The organism is Cupriavidus sp. OV096 (assembly GCF_900115455.1).
Lineage (GTDB): Bacteria > Pseudomonadota > Gammaproteobacteria > Burkholderiales > Burkholderiaceae > Cupriavidus.
Genome location: NZ_FOWM01000021.1, coordinates 20,618 through 37,930 on the forward strand (window position 1 = coordinate 20,618; position 17,313 = coordinate 37,930).

Annotated in this window: 15 protein-coding genes and 1 pseudogene; 5 read left to right on the forward strand and 11 right to left on the reverse strand. The window is 68.6% G+C overall.

The annotated features are described in order from the left end of the window. Window positions 1-158 precede the first annotated feature (158 nt). On the forward strand, window positions 159-878 hold the full coding sequence (locus tag BM115_RS26620; protein WP_092301838.1) for an SDR family NAD(P)-dependent oxidoreductase: 720 nt from the start codon (window positions 159-161) through the stop codon (window positions 876-878). A 2-nt stretch (window positions 879-880) separates the two neighbouring features. Continuing rightward, a complete protein-coding gene (locus tag BM115_RS26625; RefSeq protein ID WP_092301841.1) occupies window positions 881-2,374 on the forward strand; it encodes a patatin-like phospholipase family protein in 1,494 nt (497 codons plus the stop codon). A 35-nt stretch (window positions 2,375-2,409) separates the two neighbouring features. Here the strand turns inward: BM115_RS26625 and BM115_RS26630 are convergent, their stop codons facing one another. The 8 genes from BM115_RS26630 to BM115_RS26665 form a co-directional block, all read right to left on the reverse strand. Continuing rightward, a complete protein-coding gene (locus BM115_RS26630) occupies window positions 2,410-3,717 on the reverse strand; it encodes a type II toxin-antitoxin system HipA family toxin (protein ID WP_092301844.1) in 1,308 nt (435 codons plus the stop codon). Continuing rightward, window positions 3,710-4,006, reverse strand: coding sequence for a helix-turn-helix domain-containing protein (locus BM115_RS26635; RefSeq protein ID WP_092301847.1), 297 nt, complete (start codon window positions 4,004-4,006; stop codon window positions 3,710-3,712). The genes BM115_RS26630 and BM115_RS26635 overlap by 8 nt, the downstream gene beginning before the upstream one ends. Before the next feature lie 67 nt (window positions 4,007-4,073). After that, on the reverse strand, window positions 4,074-5,531 hold the full coding sequence (locus BM115_RS26640; RefSeq protein WP_092301850.1) for an MFS transporter: 1,458 nt from the start codon (window positions 5,529-5,531) through the stop codon (window positions 4,074-4,076). Between the two features lie 78 nt (window positions 5,532-5,609). Further along, window positions 5,610-5,828 (reverse strand): hypothetical protein, encoded by a 219-nt coding sequence (locus BM115_RS26645; RefSeq protein ID WP_092301853.1) that lies wholly within the window; start codon window positions 5,826-5,828, stop codon window positions 5,610-5,612. 218 nt (window positions 5,829-6,046) lie between these two features. After that, window positions 6,047-7,657: a gamma-glutamyltransferase family protein gene (locus BM115_RS26650; RefSeq protein ID WP_255371009.1), complete on the reverse strand. Its 1,611-nt coding sequence runs from the start codon at window positions 7,655-7,657 to the stop codon at window positions 6,047-6,049. A 7-nt stretch (window positions 7,658-7,664) separates the two neighbouring features. Further along, on the reverse strand, window positions 7,665-10,274 hold the full coding sequence (locus tag BM115_RS26655; RefSeq protein ID WP_092301856.1) for a branched-chain amino acid ABC transporter ATP-binding protein/permease: 2,610 nt from the start codon (window positions 10,272-10,274) through the stop codon (window positions 7,665-7,667). After that, on the reverse strand, window positions 10,271-11,149 hold the full coding sequence (locus BM115_RS26660) for a branched-chain amino acid ABC transporter permease (protein WP_092301859.1): 879 nt from the start codon (window positions 11,147-11,149) through the stop codon (window positions 10,271-10,273). The genes BM115_RS26655 and BM115_RS26660 overlap by 4 nt, the downstream gene beginning before the upstream one ends. A gap of 187 nt (window positions 11,150-11,336) precedes the next feature. Continuing rightward, window positions 11,337-12,512 (reverse strand): ABC transporter substrate-binding protein, encoded by a 1,176-nt coding sequence (locus BM115_RS26665; protein WP_092301862.1) that lies wholly within the window; start codon window positions 12,510-12,512, stop codon window positions 11,337-11,339. Window positions 12,513-12,764: 252 nt separating this feature from the next. Here BM115_RS26665 and BM115_RS26670 point away from each other — a divergent pair, with 252 nt between their 5' ends. From BM115_RS26670 to BM115_RS26680, 3 genes are read left to right on the forward strand one after another with little or no spacing between them, the layout of a single operon-like run. Next, window positions 12,765-13,739, forward strand: coding sequence for a polysaccharide deacetylase family protein (locus BM115_RS26670; protein WP_092301865.1), 975 nt, complete (start codon window positions 12,765-12,767; stop codon window positions 13,737-13,739). A 4-nt stretch (window positions 13,740-13,743) separates the two neighbouring features. Next, a complete protein-coding gene (locus BM115_RS26675) occupies window positions 13,744-14,553 on the forward strand; it encodes a GntR family transcriptional regulator (protein WP_255371010.1) in 810 nt (269 codons plus the stop codon). 12 nt (window positions 14,554-14,565) lie between these two features. Next, window positions 14,566-15,201, forward strand: a complete 636-nt coding sequence (locus tag BM115_RS26680; RefSeq protein WP_092301868.1) for a flavin reductase family protein — start codon at window positions 14,566-14,568, stop codon at window positions 15,199-15,201. On the opposite strand, the gene BM115_RS26685 is transcribed toward BM115_RS26680, so the two are convergent. The 3 genes and pseudogenes from BM115_RS26685 to BM115_RS26695 all read right to left on the reverse strand — a co-directional run. Next, on the reverse strand, window positions 15,178-16,218 hold the full coding sequence (locus tag BM115_RS26685) for a branched-chain amino acid ABC transporter permease (RefSeq protein ID WP_092301871.1): 1,041 nt from the start codon (window positions 16,216-16,218) through the stop codon (window positions 15,178-15,180). The two genes, BM115_RS26680 and BM115_RS26685, sit on opposite strands and share 24 nt — an antisense overlap. Beyond that, window positions 16,219-17,106 (reverse strand): branched-chain amino acid ABC transporter permease, encoded by an 888-nt coding sequence (locus BM115_RS26690; RefSeq protein ID WP_092301874.1) that lies wholly within the window; start codon window positions 17,104-17,106, stop codon window positions 16,219-16,221. It abuts the gene before it with no gap. Window positions 17,107-17,127: 21 nt separating this feature from the next. Further along, window positions 17,128-17,313: pseudogene (locus BM115_RS26695) on the reverse strand (ABC transporter ATP-binding protein); the annotation flags it as partial.

The following is a 17,313-nucleotide window of genomic DNA, read 5'->3' on the forward strand; positions in this document are numbered from 1 at the left end:
CCCGCCGGCATGGCCGGAGCCGCATCATGCCCGAGCCGGTTGTGGCCCGCCATGCACAGATGGGCGCAGCCGGCGCTGTACAGTTTTGCGCGCGGCAACATTTTGCGGTCCAGCCGCGCGGGTTCTATGGTGGAAGGGCAACTTTCATGGAGCCATCGATGGATGCGACCGCACCTCCCCGTCATGTCGTGATCACCGGCGCCGCCGGCGCGCTGGGCCGCGCCGTGGCCAGCCGTTTCGCCGCCGAGGGCGCCCGGCTGGCCTTGATCGACCGTGACCTGCAGCACCTGCAAACCGTGTTTGCCCATCCGGAGCCCGGGCAGCACGGCATGCTGCTCCACGCGGCCGACGTCACGTCCGACACGGCCATGGCGCCGGTGGCGGCGGCCATCCTCGATGCCTTCGGCGCGGTCGACGTGCTGGTCCACGTGGCCGGTGGCTTCGAAATGGGCGAGCCCACCCACACGCTGAGCCGGGAATCCTGGCTGCGGATGATGGATCTGAACGCGTGGTCCTTCGTCGCCGTGACCGGCCATTTCATTCCGGCGATGATGTTCCAGCGCAGCGGCAAGGTCGTGGCCGTCTCGGCGCGCGGCGCCACGGCCGGCGCGGCCACGATGGGGGCCTACAGCGCGTCCAAGAGCGCCCTGCAGCGGCTGGTGGAAAGCCTCTCGCGCGAGGTGCGCGCGGCGGGCATCAACGTCAACAGCATCGCCCCGGGCATCCTGGACACGCCGGCCAACCGCAATGCCATGCCGGCGGCGGAGCATACGCTCTGGGTGTCTACTGGCGCGGCAGCGCGTGCGGTAGCGTTCCTGGCCTCCGATGGCGCTCAGGCGATCCACGGGCAGCATCTTGTGCTGGATGGGCTGAGCTAGGGATGAAGAACACCCCCGCCACCCCCGCCACCTCCATATGGCTGGCGCTTGCGTTCTGGCTCCTGCCTGGCCTGTCCCTCCTGCTGGGCGGCTGTGCGAGCCGGCCAGTCAATCCGCCGATCGCCCAGGCAGACCAGAATGCCGGCTATCGATTCTTTACGCGGCCCCAGTTCGCGGCCAGCAAGGAAAACCTCGTCATCCTGGCCTTTTCGGGCGGGGGGACCCGCGCGGCGGCCTTTTCGTATGGCGTCCTGGAGTTCCTGCGCAACACGGAAGTCGTCGGGCCGCGCGGCAAGTCGCGCCTGCTCGATCATGTGAGCGTGGTGACCGGGGTGTCGGGCGGCAGCTTTACGGCGCTGGCCTATGGGCTCTACGGCGAAAAGCTGTTCGATGACTACGAGCAGCGTTTCCTCAAGCGCGATGTGCAAGGCACGATCACGCGCCGGACCTTCAATCCGGCCTACTGGCCATCCCTGTGGTCGAGCGGATGGGGCCGCTCGGAACTGGCGGCGGACCTCTACGATGAAATCCTGTTCAACGGGGCGACGTTCGGCGACCTCAACCGGGGGCAGGGCCCCTTTATCGTGGCCTCGGCCACCGATATCACCACGGGCGCGCGCCTGCCCTTTACGCAGGCCACGTTCGATGTGCTGTGTTCGGACCTCAACGCCGTGCGGCTGTCGCGGGCGGCGGCGGCCTCGTCCGCCGTGCCGGTGGTGCTCACGCCGATCACCCTGAACAACTACGGCGGCAATTGCCACTACACGCCGCCGGACTGGATCCAGCCGTTTATCCATGACAGCGAGCCGCCCCGGCCCGCCGCGCGCGCCAGTCGCCATATCAAGGAAGAGGCGGAGTTTGGCGACAGCATCAACCGACCCTATCTCCATGTGGTGGATGGCGGCGTGTCCGACAACCTCGGCATGCGCAGCGTGCTGGATACCCTGGAACTGATGGAAGCGCTGCATCTGGTCGGCCTCCAGACGCCGCTCGATCAGGTGCGCCACATCGTGGTCTTTGTCGTCAATTCGCTTTCCGTGCCCAAGACGGAATGGGACAAGTCCGAATCTCCGCCGGGCATGATCGAAATCCTGGTGAAAGCTGCCGGCGTGCCGATCGACCACTATTCCTATGAGGCGACCGAACTGCTGAAGGACAGTCAGGCGCGCTGGCGGGCCATGGGCGAGGTGCGCCGCTCGGCGGCGTTCGCTGCGAACAAGGATGCGGGGGTCGCCCGTGCGCTACGCACGCCAGACGCGACGATCTACGCCATCGACGTGTCGTTCGCCCGGCTGGAGGACAAGGAAGAACTGGCCTACCTCAATGAACTTCCCACATCGTTCTCCCTGCCGCCCGAGGCCGTCGACCGCCTGCGTGCGGCGGCCGGGAAAATCATCATGACCTCGCCGGACTTCCAGCGGCTGCTGAAGGATGCCGGCGCGACCATCGTCGCCGATCCGAAAAAGGCCGACGCTGCAGCGGCCACGGGGCGATAGGGGACGCCTTCAGGGGAAGCCTTCCGGGGAAGCTCTCAGCGCCGGGCCAGCCGTGCCAGCGGCAGCGTCTCCAGCCGCTCCAGCACCACGGTGCGCATGGCCGGCGGCGTGGGCAGGGTGTCGAGCAGGGCCGGCCAGCGTTCGCGGGCCAGGCTGACGGCGTCCTTCACGGCCGCCAGCGCGATGCGCTCGGCGATCTTGGCCTCGCGGGCGAAGTCGCGGTAGGTCTCCAGGGTTTGCTTGCGCTGCAGGCCGTCGATGGCCACGTTCTGGCCGAAGGCCGCGAAGCCGGACAGCGCCGCCACGCTGACGATGTCATAGGCGGGCGACAGCTCGGGCATGGTCCCGTTCCGATACAGAAAAGAGAAGTTCTTGAGATGGGCGTCGCTGTTGCCGATCAGCGTGTTCACGGCCTGCCGCATGAAGAACTGCCGCACGTCCTCGATGCCGCGCACGCTGAGCCGCTCCAGCAGGCGGACGATGGCCACGTAGGCGTCGTTGCCGGCGTACTTGCGCGAGGGCATACGCGTCAGCACCTGGCAGCCGTCTTCCGCATGCACGCGCCCGCCGGGTTCGCGGTCGAAACGGTCCACGGCCAGGAAGTGCAGGTCGGCGCCGAGCGCTTCGGCCAGGCCGGGTACGTCGATGGTCGCCAGCGGCTGCGGTTTGCACGGCGCCACGGCCACGCCGGCCGCCTGCGCCAGCTGCATCGACACATATTCGTTAAAGATCTGGCTGTCGTCGTTGCGGGCCGGCAGCTTGGCGATCAGGTCCGACAGCCGCCCGTGGGTGGGCATGGTGTAACGCTTGCCGGCGTGCGCGGTGGACAGCGCGAGCTTGTTCTGCACGCCGGACACCGATGCCGCGCCCTCGGTGGCGCCTTCCACCACGGCGATTTCCAGGTTGTCCGCGCCGCCGGTCACGCCCACGGTGCGCACGGTGTCAGGCAGGGCGTCAATGTCCGCCGGGCGGACGATCAGCGCGCCGGGCAGGTCTTCGCCGGCTGCGGCCAGCACGCCGAAGTCGTCGCGGTCGTCCGGATGGTGCCGCGTGGCTTCCAGCCGCCGGCGCAGCTCGCCCTCAGGCAGCAGGCCGGCAAAGTAAGGCGGCAGCTCGCCATGGGTGTTGTAGAGCGCGGGATGGAACGGGTTGGCGAGGATCGTGGCGGTCAGCGCCTCGTTGCCCGGAATCGTCAGCGAGAGGCTCAGCGTCGGCCGTCCGGCATCGCCCCGGAAGGCTTCGCCCGGCACGAAGCGCGTGGTGCGGCCGGCCTCGCAAAGATAGCCGCACAGCATGTTGTGCAGGTGGACGGTGAGATAGCGCGGGCGCAGGCCGTCAGGCATCGGCGTCTCCGAGCAGCAGGTCGACCGAGGTGGGCGCGGCGCGGTCCGGGCCGGTGGCCTTGCCGCTCACGGTGCGCTGGACTTCGGCCAGATGCTCGCGCGGTACGAGGACCCACTCGGCGTCGAGGGCGGTGGCGATGGCCTCAAGTGTTGATCCGCGCACATCCTGCTTGCCGCTCAGGGCCACCGACAGGTTGGGTGCCGCCATGCCGATCAGACGGCCGACAGCGCCGAGCGAGAGGCCGCGCGCCTTGCGAAGCTGGCCCAACTGGGCGGCGAAGGAGGACATAGGTCAAACCGAGGGTGGTGTTATGTCATAGCATAGCAGTCGTCCAAAAATTATGCTATTTCATCATTTATCGATCCTTATTATGGATTGACATAACATCCACCTCCGAGCCCAGCGGCGGGGCGATGTGCTCCAGCGGGCGCCGCTCCGCATCCACGCCGAACCGCAGCGCCAGCAATCCCGCCACGATCACAAGCGCCGCGCCAATGGCGTACCCCACGGCCACCGCCCCCCGGCTGCCGGTCTCGATCAGCATGCCGAACAGCACCGGGGCGATAAACCCGCCCGTGCCAGTGCCCACCGCGTAGAAGATGGAGATGGCCAGCGCGCGCATTTCGAGCGGAAAGACTTCGCTCGCCGTCAGGTAGGCCGAACTGGCCGCCGCCGAGGCCAGGAAGAACACCGCCGACCAGCACAGCGCCTGCGCGCGCGCGTCCAGCCAGCCTTCCATGAACGCCCAGCCTGTGGCGGCGAGGCCGATGCCGGACAGCACATAGGTCACCGCGATCATCTTGCGGCGGCCCACGCGGTCGAACAGCGGCCCCAGGATCAGCGGGCCGAGCGCATTGCCGATGGCGAACGGGAAGATATAGAGCGCCACGCGTTCCTCCGCCACGCCGTAGAAGCGCGTGAGCACCAGCGCGTAGGTGAAGAAAATGGCGTTGTAGAAGAAGGCCTGCGCCACCATCAGCGCGAAGGTGACCACACTGCGCGTGCGGTAGCGCCGCACCAGCAGCCCTACGATCTCGCGCACGGTCGGCACGGGCCGGCCCGCGTAGGCCACGTGCGCGGCGGGGTCCGGCGGCGGCAGCGGGCCGTGGCGCGCGGCCACCTCGGCCTCGATGCCGGCAATCACCCGCTCCGCCTCCGCGCGGTGGCCGTGCGTGGCCAGCCAGCGCGGGCTTTCGGGTACGTGGCGCCGGATCAGGACGATGGCCACCGCCAGCACCGCGCCCAGCGCGAAACAGGCGCGCCAGCCCCAGACCGGGCCGAGCACGCGCGGATCGAGCACCACCAGGCTCAGTCCCGCACCCAGCGCCGCACCGAGCCAGAAGCTGCCGTTGATGGCAAGGTTGACGCGCCCCCGCACGCGCGCCGGGATCAGTTCGTCGATGGCGGAATTGATGGCCGCGTATTCGCCGCCAATGCCGAGCCCGGTCAGGAAGCGGCACAGCGCGAAGAACGCGAAGTTCGGCGAGAACGCCGTCAGCAGCGTCGCCGTCATGTAGACGAACAGCGTGGCGAGGAACAGGCGCTTGCGGCCCAGGCGGTCGGCCATGCGGCCGAAGACGAGCGCCCCGGTGACGGCCCCTAATATATATAGGGACCCGGTCCAGCCGACCTGCGAGGCGGAGAGCCCGAGCGTGTCGGGCCGCTCCAGCACGGCGCCCACGGAGCCGACGAGGGTGACCTCCAGCCCGTCGAGCACCCAGGCAATGCCGAGGGCGAGAGCCACGCGCCAGTGCCAGGCGGACCAGGGCAGGCGGTCGAGGCGCGCGGGGATGTCAGACTGCCAGCCGGCGATAAGCGTCTCCGATGGCTATCGACCGGCGGCATCCCATTGATGCCGCCAGCGGTCAGCGGTCAGGTCAGTGCGAAAGGTTCAGCATTCCCGGCCGACGGCTTTCAGCATCGAGCGGCCATGGGCAGTGATTTGAGGGCAAGGCCGTCGGCCTTGTTCGGCTTGCAGGGTAACGAGTTCGCGGGCGACGAGTGCATCGAGGTCGACGGGATCGATCTCGCGTGCGTCCGCAGTATCGGAGCGGGTATGGGGGCCGTTGCCGATCAGCATCAGCGTGGCCAGTTCGTGTGGGCTCAGCACGGTGTTCTCCTTGGCGAGAGGGGAGCGGTTGCTGGGGACTCGGGGGTCGCCTGGCAGTAGCGGCCTCCGTTAGGGATTGTGGACTATCGCGGCCCGGCTTTCACGCTGCAACGCATCGTGATCGGAGGTCGACAGTTTGCGACAGTCATTGCTTTGACGAGCCCCATCGGGGTGGGTTCCACACCGATACAAAGCCGATACATCCCCACCGTGCCGTGTTACACGCCCATCGCCACACCGTCGCTGCGCGGATCGTGCGCGCCCGCCAGCGCGCCGTCTTCGCCGATGGCAATCACGCCCGGATGCCCCGCCAGCGGGCTCTGCGGCGAAATGACGCTGACTTCATGGCCACGGCGTGCCAGGGCCGTGATCACGTCCGTGCCAGCGTCGGCTTCCAGCTTCAGGCTGTCGGCGGCATCGGAGAAGGTGCGGCCGAGCAGGAAGCGGGGCCGTGCCAGCGCCGTGAGCGGGTCCATGCCGTAGTCGATCAGCCGCGTGAGCACGGCGGCCAGCGTCTGCGGCTGGCCGTCGGCGCCCTGCGTGCCGTACAGCAGGCGCGGCTTCCCGTCCTTGAGATACATGCCCGGATTCAGCGTATGGAACGGACGCTTGCCCGGTTGAATCGCGTTGTGATGGGTGGGATCGACGCTGAACGCCGCGCCGCGGTTGTGCCACAGGATGCCGGTATCGCCGGCCATCACGCCGCTGCCCCAGTCGAAATACACGGTCTGGAGCACGCTCACGCAGCGGCCCTCGCGGTCCACTGCGCTCAGGAAGACGGTGTCGCCGTGCTGGTAGACGTGCGGCCAGTCGAGCGCGCGCGCCGGGTCGATGCGCGCGGCCATGGCGTCCAGGCGCGCGGGGGCGAGCATCGCTTCGGCCGGTACGTCGACGAACTCGGGGTCGGCCACGTAGCGGTTGCGCTCGATGAACGCCTCCTTCACGGCCTCCACCAGCAGGTGGTAGTAGTCCGCGCTGCCCTCGGCGATGCCGGTGAGGTCGAATCGATCGAGGATGCCGAGGATCTGGAGCGTGGTCACGCCCTGCGTGGGCGGCGGCAGGCTCAGCAGCTCGCCGCCACGATAGGGCACGCGCAGCGGCAGCGCGTCGCGCGCGGCGGTGCGCGCCAGGTCCGCCATGCGCAACGGCGAGCCCACGGCGCGCAGGCCGGCGACGATGCGCTCGGCCAGCTCGCCTTCATAGAACTCGCGCGCGCCATGGCCGGCGATGCGTTCGAGGCTGCGGCCCAGCGCCTGCTGGCGCAATGTCGTGCCGATGGCCGGGATTGCACCATCGGGCATGAAGGTCTGTGCGAAGCCGGGCCAGTTGCCCAGCTCATCGGCCCGGAAGTTCTGCCAGAAATGTTGCGATGGCGTGACCGGGAAGCCCTCGTGCGCGTAGGCGATGGCGCGGCGGAACAGCGCGGACCAGTCCTGCCGGCCGCCCCAGGTGTCGCGGCTGATGGTGAAGGCGCGGTCCCAGGTATCGACCGTGGCGGCGGTGGTCAGCGTGGCGCCCGGGCCGCGCGTGGGAATCGACTCGCCAAACGTCGGCAGCGCCTGCGCGGCCTGGCCGATGCCGGACAGCGTGCGCACGTTGCCAGCGCGGTCGCTGATGAGCCAGAAGGCGTCGCCGCCCAGCCCCGTGAAGTGCGGATAGGTGACGGCCAGCGTGGCGCCGATGGCGATGGCGGCTTCGATGGCGGTGCCGCCATCGCGCAGGATCTCGAGACCCGCCTCGCTGGCGAGCGCATGCGGGCTGGTGACCATGCCCTCGCGGGAATGGGCGAGATTGGGGGCGAGGGCGGGGGTATGCGGGTTTGGCGTCATCGTGGGTTCAATGTCCTCCCAGATAGGCCTGCACCAGCGCCGGGTCGCGCGCGAGTTCGTCGGCCGGGCCGCTGGCCACGACGCGGCCTTCCTCCAGCACATAGGCGCGGTCCGCCAGCGACAGCGCGAGCGCGGCCATCTGGTCGACCAGCAGGATGGTGATGGACGCCTCGCGCAGCGTATCGAGCGAGGCGAACAGCTCGTCGATGACCTTCGGCGCGAGGCCGAGCGACGGTTCGTCGAGCAGCAGCACGGTCGGCTGCGACATCAGCCCGCGCGCCACGGCCAGCATCTGCTGTTCGCCGCCGGAAAGCAGGCCGGCGCGCTGGTGCTGGCGCTCGCGCAGGCGCGGGAAGCGGGCGAACATCGATTCCACGCGGCGCATCATCTCCACGCGCGGGAGCGGGCCGGACGGGAAGGCGCCAAGGCGGAGGTTGTCGAGCACGGACAGCTCCGGGAACACCTGCCGGCCTTCCGGCACGAGTACCACGCCCATCGCGGCGATGCGCGCGGCGTCGAGCCGGGCGAGGTCGGTCCCGTCGAACGTGATGCCGCCTTGCACCGGGCGATGCAGGCCCGCCAGCGCACGCATCAGCGTGGACTTGCCGGCGCCGTTGGCGCCCAGTAGCGCGACCATCTCGCCCTCGCGCACTTGCAGGTCCACATCGTGCAGGACCGGCGCGGCGCCATAGCCGGCGCGCAGCGCGCTCACGCCCAGCACTTCCGGCAGCGGCGCGCCACCCACCGGCTGGCTGGCCGAGGGTTTGCGAGCCGGCGCGTTGGCGGCGTCGCCCAGATAGGCGCGGCGCACGGCTGGATCGGTGCGGATCGCCTCGGGCGTGCCCACGGCCAGGCGCTGGCCGGCATCGATCACGACGATGCCATCGGAGACATCCATCACGAGCGACATGTCGTGTTCGACCAGACCGACGGCCACGCCGCTATCGGCGATCTTGCGCAGCAGGCGGCCCAGCGTGGCCTTGTCCTCGCGCGAGAGGCCGGCGGCCGGTTCGTCCAGCAGCAGCACGGCGGGCCGCGTAGCCAGTGCGCGGGCGATTTCCACGAGGCGGCGGTCCACGTGGGCCAGATCGGCGGCGCTGGCGTCCGGGTCGCCGGTGTAGCCGCAGGCGGCCAGCAGTGCGCGCGCCTCCTCGCGCACGGCGGGGGCGGTGAAACCGGCGATGCCGAGCAGCGTGCCGAGGCGGCCCTTGGTCAGCGCGATGGCCACGTTGTCCGTGGCGCTCATGCCGGCGAAGAGCTGCGTGGTCTGGTAGGTGCGGGCGATGCCTTGCCGGGCGCTGTCGCAGGCGCCGCGCGCCGGCAGCGGCGCCGTGCCAAGCTGGCGCCCGCCCTCGCGCGGACGGTAGTAGCCGGACAGCATGTTCAGCACGGTGGACTTGCCGGCGCCATTGGGGCCGATCAGGCTCGTCACCTGACCCGGCGGCAGATCGAACGACAGGTTGTCCACGGCGCGCACGCCGCCGAACACCATCGACAGGCCGAGCGCCGAGAGGCCCCGGCGCGTCTCCTCCGGTCGCACCGGCAGCTGCGCGCCAGCCACGGAAGCATGGGCGGCAGCCGCGCGGGCCGGCCGCAGGCGGCGCAGCAGGTCCGTCACCACGCCCACCATGCCCGTGGGGGCCACCCAGAGCACCACCAGCAACAGCATGCCGAAGCAGAGCAGGCGCAGGTTCTCCAGGCTGGACAGCAACTCGGGCAGCAGGCCAACCACAACGGCACCCGCCACCGGGCCGACCACCGTGCCCGCCCCGCCAATCATCACCACCAGCACGAACAGGATCGATTGCAGGAACGAGAACATCCCCGGCGTGACCATGCCCTGCAGCGGCGCAAACAGCCCGCCAGCCAGCCCCGCCAGCGCGGCGGAGAACGCGAAGCCCACGGTCTTGACCACGAGCGGATTGACACCGATCGACGCCGCAGCGGTTTCGCTGTCACGCACCGCGCGCATCGCCGCGCCCCAGCTACCGCGTGCGATGCGGGCATAGGCGGCCAGCGCCACGCCCAGCACGGCCAGCGCGATCAGCGCCAGTGCACGCTCGCCGCCTTCCACGCCGGGCAACGACGGTTGCGCGATGCCCATCAGGCCGTTCTGCCCGCCGGTCAGCGCGCGCCACTCCACGGCGCCGTGCTCGACGATAAAGCCGAAGGCGATGGTGACCATCGCCAGGCCGGGGCCCTTCACGCGCAGCGCGGGCAGGGCGAGCAGGCCGCCCAGCAGCGCGGCGATCAGCGCGCCCACCGGCCACGCGGCCCAGAAGCTCCAGCCGGCCTGGCCGGTCAGGATGGCGACCGTGTACGCGCCGATCGCATAGAAGCCGACATGGCCGAACGACACCTGCCCGGTGAGCCCGAGCAGCAGGTTCAGGCCCACGCCGCAGATGGCCAGCATCGCCACGCCGGCAATCACGAAGACAAAATAGCCGTTGAGCGACAGCACGAGCCCGCCGGCGGCCAGCAGAACCGCCAGCATGGCGAGGATCTGGAGTGGCGTGCCCAGCCCGAGCAGCGGGGCGGCGGCGCGCGCCGGCCGGGCCAGCGGCGCAGGGGAAGCCGGCGGGGCGGACGGATTGGAAGAAACCATCGAATCGTTCATACCTTGCGTACCTCCGCGCGTCCGAACAGGCCGTCCGGCCGCAGGGCCAGCAGCGCAATCACCAGCGCGAACGTGATGATCTGGGTGTAGCTGGAGCCCAGTGATGCGGTGATCAGCGCCTCGGCCACGCCGAAGATCAGCCCGGCAATCATCACGCCCCAGGCACTGGAGAGCCCGCCGAGAATGGCCACGGCGAAGGCTTTCAGGCCGAACACGGTGCCCATGTCCGCCTGTACGTTGAACAGCGGCGCGATCAGCACGCCGGCAATGCCGGCCAGCAGCGTGGAAATGGCAAACGCGCCGGCGATGGTGCGGCGGATGGGAATGCCCATCAGGCGCGCGGCGTCGCGGTTCTGCACCACGGCCAGCATCGCCACGCCCCAGCGCGAGCGGCGCAGCACGTAGTGCAGCACGGCCGCCAGCGCGAGGCCGACCACGGGAATCACCAGTTGCAGCGGATAGACGCCGACGCCGGTATCGCCCAGCTGCACGGACTGTGCGGCGAGCGGGGAGGGCAGGCTGCGCGGCTCGGTGCCGAAGGCGAGCATCACCAGGTTATCGAGCACGATGCCGAGCGCGACGGTAGCCATCAGCCACGCATTGGAGCCCCGGCTCGCGAACGGGCGCACGGCCAGGAATTCCACGGCCAGCCCGTAGAGCGCGCACAGGCCGAGGGCCAGCACGATGGCGAGCGGCATCGGCCAGCCGAGCGTCTGCGCGAAGCTGTACGTCAGCACTGCTCCCAGCATCATCGAACTGCCCTGCGCGAAGTTGACGGTGGCGGACACCGCGTAGGTGATGTGGAAGCCCAGGGCCATCAGGCCATACATGCTGCCCAGGCCGAGCCCGCTGATGAGGGCGGAGATCCAAAGCATGGTGAATCCTTGATTTTGCTTGCCAATCGATATCGCGCGACGATGCGCCGGCCCTCTCCCCCGGCCCCTCTCCCGCACGCGGGAGAGGGGAGCAAACCGACGGTGTTCGCCCCTCTCCCTCTGGGAGAGGGGCGGGGGAGAGGGCAGGCGCTTGAACGATCGATATTGCTTCTACGAAGCGCCTGTCTTACTTCGCCACCGGCACGATGCGGTTGTCGATGAACTGCGCCCAGACGTAGTCGTTTTCGCTCAGGGCGTCATGCGCGGTCGGGGAGAACGGTTTCACGTAGGTCTTGATCAGGCCCTCGTAGCGGTCGATCTTGTAGAAGCCTTCGCGGATGGCATCGCCCTTGGTGCTGCCGGCCTTGGCAATCGCCAGCGCAGCGAGCTGCGTGGCGTCGTAGGCGTTGGCCACGCCCACGGCCGGGGTGATGTCGTCCGGGCCCTTGATGTCGCTGTACTTCGCCTTGAGGTCGGTCACCACGCGCGTGCTGACCGGAGTCTGTGCGCCGAAGAAGCTGTACGTCTGCACGAAGTGGACGTTCTTGGCGTTCGGGCCAGCCAGTTCGGTGAAGCGGCCGCCGGCCGGGCCCCAGTGGGAGACCACCGGCACCTTCCAGCCCATGCGGTCCAGCGACTTCACCACCTGCGCGGACGGGCCTACGTTGCCCACCATCAGCAGCACGTCGGCGCCGGCGGCCTTCAGGCGGCCGAGCTGGGGCACCACATCCACGTCATTGGCCTCGAATTTCTCCACGCCCACCGGCTTGCCGCCCTTGGCGGCCATCGCGGCGACGATGCCCTTCTCGTTCGACTCGCCCCACGGGTTGTTCACCAGGATCAGGCCGGGCTTGGTGGCGTTGAAGGTCTTCTGGGCGTACTGGAGCATCGCCTTGTCCACGACCTCGTCCACGGCGGACACGCGGAAGGCGAAGTTCGGGTTGGCGCCATTGCGCGTGATCGGCGTGCCGGCGGCCCACGGGCCCATGAACGGCACCTTCTCCTGATTGGCGATCGGCACGATGGCCATCGACACCGGCGTGTCGAGCCCGCCGAACAGCACGGCCACCTTCTCCTTGTAGATCAGCTCGCGCGCGGCCAGCACACCCTTGGCCGGGTTGCCCTCGTCGTCGCGGCGCACCAGTTCCAGCTTGCGGCCACCCAGCAGGCCGCCCTTGGCGTTGATCTCGTCGATGGCGACGGTCATGCCGCGCGTCAGCGACTCGCCGGCGCGCGCCGACTGGCCGGACAACGCCGTGATCAGGCCGATCTTGATGGTGTCGGCGGCCTGGGCGGGCAGCGCCGTCATGACGCAGGCAGCGGCGGCGGTCGCGAGGAGGGCGCGGCGTTGGGGACGAAACATGGCAGTTCTCCGGATGGGCGGATCGATGGGGATGGGTGCTTCGATCCACCCGGCTCGCAAGAGCCGTGCCAATCCGTCGACAAAACCGAAAATGATCCCGGAGCGATTGACCCGTCAAGATGCAGACGATCTGGCCCGCATTTTGCGAACGATCTGCAAACCTGGCTGCATACGATCCGTCATGGTTCATGTCGCACGAATCCGGTGCGCGATGAGCCAAAGCGGGGCACATTTGATGAGAGGCATCCCTCCATGACGCAAAACCCGAGTCCGCTGGCGGCCACGCAGGCCACCGCCGGGCTTCCCACCTTCGGCCCGCTGCGCGACCATGGCCGCTTTCCGTACCGGCCGATTACCGACGCCGACCCGTTCCGCTGGCCCAATGGCGCGCGGCTGGCGGTCTACCTCGGCTTCAATATCGAGCACTTCGCCTTTGGCGAGGGGCTGGGCGCGAACCTCGGGCCAGTTTCGCCGCAGCCGGACGTGCTCAACTACAGCTGGCGCGAGTACGGCAACCGCGTGGGCGTGTGGCGCTGCCTGGAGTTGTTCGACCGGCTGGAGATGCCGGCCGGCGTGCTGCTGAACACCGCGCTCTATGACCATTGTCCCGAAGTGCTGGACGCCTGCCTGGCGCGCGGCGACGAGCTGATCGGCCATGGCCACACCAATGCCCATCGCCAAAGCGAGTTCGACGAAGCGGGCGAGCGGGCGCTGCTGGTGCACTGCCGGGAGCGCATCGCGGCGCATAGTGGGCGGGCGCCGGGCGGCTGGCTGTCGCCGTGGATCTCCGAGACGATGGTGACGCCGGACCTGCTGGCCGAGACTGGCTACCGCTACACGCTGAACTGGGCACACGATGACCGCCCGGTGCGCATGGCCACGCGCGGCGGCCCGCTGTGGTCGATTCCCTATCCGCAGGAACTGAACGACATCCCGATGATCATCGCGCGCCACCTCGACGGTGCCGCCTTCGCCGACATGATCATCGACCAGTTCGACGAGATGCTGGCGCAGGCCAACGATCCGCAGCAACCGCAGCCGCTGGTGATGGGCATCGCGCTGCATCCCTACCTGGTGGGCCAGCCGTACCGGCTGCGGCACCTGCGCCGGGCGCTGGCGCATATCGCGGCGCGGCGCTCCCATGGCGAGGTCTGGCTGACCACGCCGGGTGCGATCTGCGACGCGATGGATGCCGTGGACCCTGTCGCAGTGACCCCTTCACGCTAATATCATGGCCATCGTTTCCCTGACCGAAGTCATGTCCACCAAAGCTGCCAGGAAGCCCGCGGCCGCCAAGGCCGCCGCCAAGCGGACTTCCGAGACCGTCAAGCCCGTCGATCCGATCGAGGAAGAGACCGCCGAGGACGCCGATACGCGCATCTATCAGGCCATCTTCGACGGCGTGCTCAACCATCGGCTGACGCCGGGCACCAAGCTGCCCGAGCCGGAGCTGTGCCAACTGTTCGGCGTGGGCCGTGCCGTGGTGCGTCGGGTGCTGGAGAAGCTGGCCCACGATGGCATCGTGGCGCTGCGGCCGAACAAGGGCGCGGTGATCGCCGAGCCCACGCCCGAGGAAACCAGCCAGATCTTCGAGGCCCGCCGGGCGATGGAACGCGTGCTGGTGGAACTCGCCGTCACGCGTGTGACCGAAGCCGATCTGCGCGACCTGCGCCGCCAGTTGGCCGAGGAGCACGACGCCATGCACCGCTTCGACCAGCCCTCGTGGGCGCGGCTGGCCAGCGGCTTCCACCTGCGCATTGCGGCGCTGGCACGCAACCCGGTGCTGCAACGCTACCTGACCGAACTGGTCTCGCGCTGCTCGCTGATCGTGGGCCTCTACGAGCCGCCCGGCCACGCGCCGTGCGAGCACGACGAGCACGCGGCCATCGTCGCCTGCATCGAGGCCCGCGATGCGGCCGGCGCCGTCGCGCGCATGGAAGCCCATTTGCGCGAACTCGAGGAACGGATCGAAACCTCGCGCATGCAGGGCGAGAAGAGCCTGGCGCAGATGCTGGGCTTGCCAAAGACCAGCAAGGGCTGACCGGAACACCCCATGGAAATCGACTTCAACGCCATCACCGAATACCAGCGCTACAAGCTCATGGCGAGTCTGATCGTGCCCCGGCCCATCGCGCTGGTGACCACGCTCGGGCCAGACGGCACGGCCAACGCCGCACCGTTCTCGATGTTCAACATGCTGGGAGAGGAGCCGCCGATCGTGATGATCAGCGTCAACCGCCTGGGCGACGGCGCGCTGAAGGACACGGCGGCGAATATCGTGCGCACGAAGGAGTTCGTGGTGCACCTCAGCGACGAGGCCATGGCCGAGAAGATGCATCGCTGCGGCGAACGGCTGCCGCCCGATGTGAGCGAACTGGCACGGGTGGGCCTCACGGCGGCGCCGTGCACCCAGGTGGCGGTGCCCCGGATTGCCGAGGCGCCCGTCGCGTTCGAATGCACGCTGTGGGAGACGCTGGAGACCGCGAGCCGCCAGATCTTCATCGGCCGCGTGCTGCGCCTGCATGCGCGGGACGGGCTGATCGACACCGAACGCTGGCGCGTGCGCCTGCAGGACTACTTCCCCGTGGGGCGTTTCGGCGCCAGCTTCTACGTGACCACGCGCGACCGCTTCTCGCTGGAGAAAGAGGCCGGCGTGGTCACGGCCTCAACCGCGATCGACGAGATGTGAACCGAGCGGCGCGGCGGGACGGCGGCGCTGTTGCCACTGCGCCGCCTTGGCGATGATCTCGCCGACAATGCCGCGCCGGAACGTCAGCACGCAGATCACGAAGATCACGCCGGTCACCATCGTCACGGACTCGCCGAGCGTGTTGAACCAGTCGAAGCCGGTGAGCCTGGCGAGGAACGTGCCGAGGTCGCCCAGCTTGTTCTCCAGCGCGATCACCACCAGCGCGCCCACGATAGGGCCCGTCAGCGTGCCGAGGCCGCCCACCAGCGTCATCAGGATCACGGCGCCGGACATCGACCAGTGCACATCGGTCAGCGTCTCGAAACCGAGCACCAGCGCCTTCAGCGAGCCGGCCAGCCCGGACAGTGCCGCCGACAGCACGAAGGCGGCCAGCTTGAAGCGATCTACGTCGTAGCCGAGCGACACGGCGCGCGGTTCGTTCTCCTTGATGGCCTTGAGGATCTGGCCGAACGGCGAATGGATGATCCGCACGATCAGCGCGAACGCCGCCACCACGATAACGAGTACCACGTAATACAGCACGAGGTCATCGCCCAGCGGCAGCAGGCCGAACAGGTTGCCGCGCGGAATGCCCTGGATGCCGTCCTCGCCACCGGTGAACGGCGCCTGCAGGCAGAAGAAGTACAGCATCTGCGCCAGCGCCAGCGTGATCATCGAGAAGTAGATGCCCTGGCGGCGGATGGCCAGCGCGCCCATCGCCCAGCCCGTGACGGCGGCGCCGGCGGTGCCGATCAGCAGGCCCAGTTCCGGCGTCACGCCCCAGACCTTCATGGCGTGACCGGCCGCGTAGCCGGCGCCGCCGAAGAAGGCCGCATGACCGAAGGACAGCAGGCCGGTGTAGCCGATCAGCAGGTTGAAGGCGCAGGCGAACAGTGCGAAGCACAGCACCTTGAGCACGAACACCGGGTAGGCGCCGAGCATCGGCGCCAGCGCCACGACGAGCAGCGCGATGCCGTAAAGCGCGGCGCGGCGGCGGGGGTTTTGCGAATCCAGCATTTATTTTTCCTTCCCGAACAGACCGGCGGGACGCAGCAGCAGCACGATCACCATGATGAAGAACACGACCGTGGAGGACGCTTCCGGATAGAACACCTTGGTCAGGCCCTCGATCACGCCGAGGCCCAGGCCGGTGAGGATGGCGCCCATGATCGAGCCCATGCCGCCAATCACCACCACTGCGAACACCACGATGATCAGGTTCTGGCCCATCAGCGGCGAGACCTGCACCACCGGCGCGGCCAGCACGCCGGCGAAAGCCGCCAGCGCCACGCCGAAGCCGTAGGTCAGCGTCACCATCAATGGCACGTTCACGCCGAACGCTTCCACCATCTTCGGGTTCTCGGTGCCGGCGCGCAGGTAGGCGCCGAGCTTGGTCTTCTCGATGACGAACCACGTGGCGAAGCAGACCACCAGCGAGGCCACCACGACCCAGCCGCGATAGTTCGGCAGGATCATGAAGCCGAGGTCGGTGGCGCCTTGCAGCGCGTCCGGCGGCGAGTAGGGCAGGCCGGACACGCCGTAGATCGAGCGGAACACGCCCTCGATCACCAGCGTGATGCCGAGCGTCAGCAGCAAGCCGTAGATGTGGTCGAGCTTGTAGATCCAGCGCAGCATGGTCTTCTCGATGACCACGCCAAGCACGGCCACCACCAGCGGCGAGAGCGCCAGCATGACCCAGTAGTTGAGGCCGGCGTACTCCATGCCGGCCCAGGCGAGCACGGCGCCGAGCATGAACAGCGCGCCATGGGCGAAGTTGATCACGTTGAGCAGGCCGAAGATGACGGCCAGCCCAAGGCTCAGCATCGCGTAGAACGCGCCGTTGACGAGCCCCAGCAGCAGCTGGGACATCAGCGCCGGCAGGGGAATCCCAATATCGAAAGTCATGAAATGCGGTTCCCTTTGTGTCTACACGCCGAGCAGTTCGTTCAGCACCGGCATCTTGGCCTGCAGTTCGGCGGCGGCGAAGCGCTCGACGATCTGCCCGTGCTCCATCACGTAGAAGCGGTCGGCCAGCGGCGCGGCGAAGCGGAAGTTCTGCTCCACCATCACCACCGTGTAGCCCTTCTTCTTCAGCATCAGGATCATGCGCGC